We start from the raw sequence: 4364 nt of genomic DNA on the forward strand, positions 1-4364 counted from the left end.
AGTCCAGTTCCCGCTACTAGAAAAGAAAGGCTTCACGGAAATGTGAAGCCTTTCTTTTTTACAATGGGTACAGAATAGGTACAGAATAGAACCGTTTACGATTTAACATTTCTCTTGATTTCAAACGATATTATTTTCTAGCAATAAATATTATTGATGAAATGTTTTAATAATTAAACGCATTTTTCATTAATTCCATTTCATTAAATATCCAGATCCGTCGCTAAATGTTCACATTGATGTACATTCTGTTGAATTGTATTTGTAATAATATTGCCTTCTTTATTTTAAATCGAAAATAAGGAGCGACTCCTCACACGAGGTCTAAGTTCAAAGCATTGTCATTTTCTGAACCATTAAATTTTTAACCTGTACCGTTCGGTGTTGGATTGATATCATGTTTTGATGGTGCCATTTCCTTACCGAATTGAATGGCAAGTCGATACTATACCATTTCCTAAATCCATATCCTGCTGATCATTTGGCTTTTAAATTTAGCAATCCACAAACTACCATTCTGTGTCCTGTATATATGCCTTAGGTCTTGCACCTCCCAATGAAGATCCAGGTGGCATTAAAATATTGAGTCATTTTAAGTGTTACGAATTATCTGGGGCCTATTCTTTCTCAAGCTGTAAGCAGGCAAATTCGAGATATCTAAGTGCAATGAAAGGTAGGAGGCGGCAGAGCCTCATCATCATCAAAAAAAGCATCTTTCTTAAAGGAAATCGCCAAAAAAGCAAAGATCAAAAAACTGCTGAAGTTTGATGCTGCCCGGCATACTTTTGCCACCACCATTACCCAAGCAAATGGCGTGCCCATCGAAACCGTTTCGAAGCTTTTAGGTCATACCAAATTATCGACTACCCAGATTTATGCCCGGGTGATTGATACTAAAATTAGCCAATAACCTTGATAAGTCGAGAGGTAAATTGTAATTGGTGGCATATTTTTTTCTAATAAAGGCCTTAAACATAATACTCCCACTAATGATTATTTTAATGATACACCCAACTTCATGATACAAAGAGAATTAATATTTAATGGTCTTCTTTGTGATAAGAAAAGATATTATTTTTTACTTGGTCTAAAATAGAAAGCCTTTTGTTTAATCACTCAATCTCTATATGGAATGAGAAATGAACAAACCAATATTTTTGGCTAAACAAAAATAATCAAGTGGTTAATTCTGTTTTCAATCGTATGCTTTGCTGGAGTGTAAATACAACTCGTGTTCCTTCAGTGTAACCGTATTCGTTCTTTTATGATTTGCATCCCCATACTCTTGTGCTTTTTCGAGTTTTTTTGCTTTTCTTGAGCCTTGCGACCAACCCCGTTATCGTCAATAATAATTTCTATGGATTTTGACTTGGGAACAATAGCTATATTTAACATTCTTTGATCTCGTGTACTAGGCAATAACCCGTGCCAAATTGCATTTTCTATGAAAGGTTGGAGTAGCAACGGGGGAATGTCCACTTCCTCTATTTCAGTCAAATTTCCGCCAGTAATATTAAACGTAAAACCATCTTCAAACCGGTTTTCTTCCAACATTAAGTAATAATTGCTCAATTTAAGCTCTTGCTGTAAGGAAATTACGTCCTGTTTGGAAGTTTCCAGCACCATTCTGGTGTACCGGCTAAATATCTTAAGGTATTTTATTGCTTTTGAATTCTGTTCACTCTGAATAAGATAGGTGATGGCATCAAGGCTATTAAATAGGAAATGGGGATTTATTTGCAATCGGGTCACCTCGTTTGGATGGATTATAGGAATTGGCCTAGATCAGTTCTTATCTCTTCAAAATTCTGATTTGGAAAATAATCATCTTCCTGAACACTTTCAACAATTTCAATAGCCTCCGGAATGATATTCGATGTTTCATCCGGAATATTCCAGTTACTGAAGAATAAAAGGCTATATAAGATTATGTATAATGCTATTTTACTCTTGCCTGAAATTCTGAAATAGCGTTATCGTAACTTCTTAGAACACGATCTTATTCTTTAAATAAATGATCACTTTTTACGCTCGTCATCGTATCTCCTGATTCTTCACTTACAAGTTTTACTTTAAAAACCAGGGGATTTGTAGAAGATTCTTTGACTATCATTCTTGTGCGAATCGTATTCTGCTGAAAAGTTTGAAGAGACCATGCAGTTCTTAAGTATCCGGTTTCTTTATCGGTCATTTCTATGATATCAATATAATTCAATACAATTTGATTAATCAGCTTCCACGCTTGATCCTTTTCCATCCTGTCAACTTTAATTTCAATATCTACATTGGCAATATCAGTTTGAACGGAAGCATCGAAGGCATTATCATTTCTCATTTCGAAATAATATGTTTTAGGTGGTTTTGACATTCTCTTTTGATTGCAGAATTCAATACTTTCTGTTAAATAGCCCACTTTCTTTGCAATAACTGTAACACAATCATCTTTTGGAACCAGAACTTCAGCCGAGCCTTTACCAACAATTTTTCCATTTACAATAATTTCGGCATCTGACTGCGAAGCGCTTACTTGTATTTTTTTCTTTCCATAATAATTGTCAGGATAAACGTTGTTTGCTATAGCTGGTCCAGATAAAAATACTATTGCTAATAAATAGGTTAACAGGGAAATTTTTCGTTTCATGATATTTAGACTTTGTTGATTAAAAATCAATCTCGACACGTATATGGAAATATGTTCATATAACATATCTTGTATCTAGATTTTGAGTTACAGACCTATATTTAACTGACTTCTATGTCAATACCCTTATAATTCCCCCATCTCTTAGGACAATAAACTTAATAAGATGATGATGTTGAAAAGAGGGGGGTCTGGGGGGAGACTCATAACTTACCTCTTTTGTTAACAACCCTTATTTATGCTTATATTGCTCAAGCTGCTTTTTTAATCACTTGTTGATAAACCCGCTTCGGGATTTCCTCTCCTAAACTTTTGTGCCTCCTCTTGGTATTGTAATATTCAAAATAATCGCGCAGGCCACGGTAACATTCCAGTCCATCACTGGCCGGGAATAAATACACATGTTCATATTTTACACTTCGCCATAGGCGTTCCACAAAAGTATTATCGATAGCTCTTCCTTTACCATCCATACTAAGCTTGATATTTCGTTTTTCATCGGTAACCCAATCCGTGAATTCCGTTGCAGTAAACTGGCTTTAAAAGAGTTCAATTACAGTGTATTTATCTCGTTTAAAAAAAGATGACATCATTAAAAATCCATCTGGAGGCATATTTGCTTTAAAAGAGAAAAAGGCATACATTCCATTTGTAGATACGAAATTGAAACGCTTGTTCAATAAGATAAAACAAGAATATCCATTTGTAGATTTTTGTATTTGGAATACTAAATGGTTCAACGAATTTATGAGGCATCAACCTTTTAAATTTTATACAATCATTGAATTGGATAAGGATGTTGCTGAATCTGTGTTCTATACCTTAAAAGATTCAGGTAAACAAGTTTTTATTGAACCAGATACGGAAACCTTTGATTTATATATAAGTGGTAGCGATGATGTCGTTATTTTAAAACATTTAATTTCTGAAGCACCTCTTCAAGAAATTGAAAAGATAACTATTCCCACAATAGAAAAACTATTGGTTGATATGATAATTGACGTGAGGGTATATGCTACACAACAAAGTGAGGTACAATTTATTTACGAGAATGCATTTGCAAAGTACGAGATAAACAAAAATAAAATGAAGCGTTATGCATACAGGCGAAATAGAGAAAATGAGGTGTCTAATTTAACCAATTTAACTTTGGCAAAAATTGAATAATTTGCCAAAACTTAATAGATAATGATAGAATCAAAGACATATCATCCAGATTGGATTTATAATGTAGAGAAAAATCTAGGTAAAAAGAAGTTTGATCCAAAATTAATTGAAAAGGTCATATATGCATTAATCTTTTTGGAACAATTGAAATTAAATAAACTAGATTTTATTTTCAAAGGAGGAACAGCACTTTTATTAGAAACAAAAGAGCCAAAAAGGTTTTCCATCGACATTGATATTATTTGTGAACAGCCTCAAAATGAAATAGAAACTGTTTTAGAAAAGATAAAGGAAGGTAGTGTGTTCACACATTGGGAGGATGATAATGATAGAAAACATACGCCAGATGCTCCTGTGGGGCATTTTAAAATGTACTATACGAGCAATATTGATGATAGTGTTGAACCAATACTATTAGATATATTGTATACTCCAAATCCATATCCTGAATTGATGGAAGTTCCAATAGTGGACTTGCAATAAAAAACTGGACTTTAAGTTGAGTGACTATGCTGCTAGTTTTTGATTATACATATCTCTTTCAAATTCTTTAATG

General features: G+C 33.6%; 5 protein-coding genes and 1 pseudogene. 3 read left to right on the forward strand and 3 right to left on the reverse strand.

Annotated features, from left to right (window positions below; all coding sequences use genetic code 11):
• Positions 1–712: 712 nt before the first annotated feature.
• Positions 713–938, forward strand: a pseudogene (locus RM529_RS15975) (tyrosine-type recombinase/integrase); the annotation flags it as partial.
• 301 nt (positions 939–1239) lie between these two features.
• Here the strand turns inward: RM529_RS15975 and RM529_RS15980 are convergent.
• The 3 genes from RM529_RS15980 to RM529_RS15990 all read right to left on the reverse strand — a co-directional run bounded on the left by RM529_RS15980 (position 1240) and on the right by RM529_RS15990 (position 3126).
• Positions 1240–1743, reverse strand: a complete 504-nt coding sequence (locus RM529_RS15980; RefSeq protein ID WP_311485747.1) for a sensor histidine kinase — start codon at positions 1741–1743, stop codon at positions 1240–1242.
• 256 nt (positions 1744–1999) lie between these two features.
• On the reverse strand, positions 2000–2641 hold the full coding sequence (locus RM529_RS15985; RefSeq protein ID WP_311485748.1) for a hypothetical protein: 642 nt from the start codon (positions 2639–2641) through the stop codon (positions 2000–2002).
• A 251-nt stretch (positions 2642–2892) separates the two neighbouring features.
• Positions 2893–3126, reverse strand: a complete 234-nt coding sequence (locus RM529_RS15990) for an integrase core domain-containing protein (RefSeq protein ID WP_432264543.1) — start codon at positions 3124–3126, stop codon at positions 2893–2895.
• Positions 3127–3199: 73 nt separating this feature from the next.
• Here RM529_RS15990 and RM529_RS15995 point away from each other — a divergent pair, with 73 nt between their 5' ends.
• Positions 3200–3808 carry a DUF6577 family protein gene (locus RM529_RS15995; RefSeq protein WP_311485749.1) on the forward strand — a complete coding sequence of 203 codons (609 nt, stop codon included), beginning with the start codon at positions 3200–3202 and terminating at the stop codon, positions 3806–3808.
• Between the two features lie 21 nt (positions 3809–3829).
• A complete protein-coding gene (locus RM529_RS16000; RefSeq protein ID WP_311485750.1) occupies positions 3830–4291 on the forward strand; it encodes a nucleotidyl transferase AbiEii/AbiGii toxin family protein in 462 nt (153 codons plus the stop codon).
• Positions 4292–4364 lie beyond the last annotated feature (73 nt).

Source organism: Autumnicola edwardsiae, assembly GCF_031846505.1.
GTDB lineage: Bacteria > Bacteroidota > Bacteroidia > Flavobacteriales > Flavobacteriaceae > Autumnicola > Autumnicola edwardsiae.

Excerpts from the sequence above, each read along its gene's own strand:
- RM529_RS15985 (WP_311485748.1), bottom strand. The coding sequence starts at position 2,641 with ATGAAACGAAAAATTTCCCTGTTAACCTATTTATTAGCAATAGTATTT.
- RM529_RS16000 (WP_311485750.1), top strand. The coding sequence starts at position 3,830 with ATGATAGAATCAAAGACATATCATCCAGATTGGATTTATAATGTAGAG.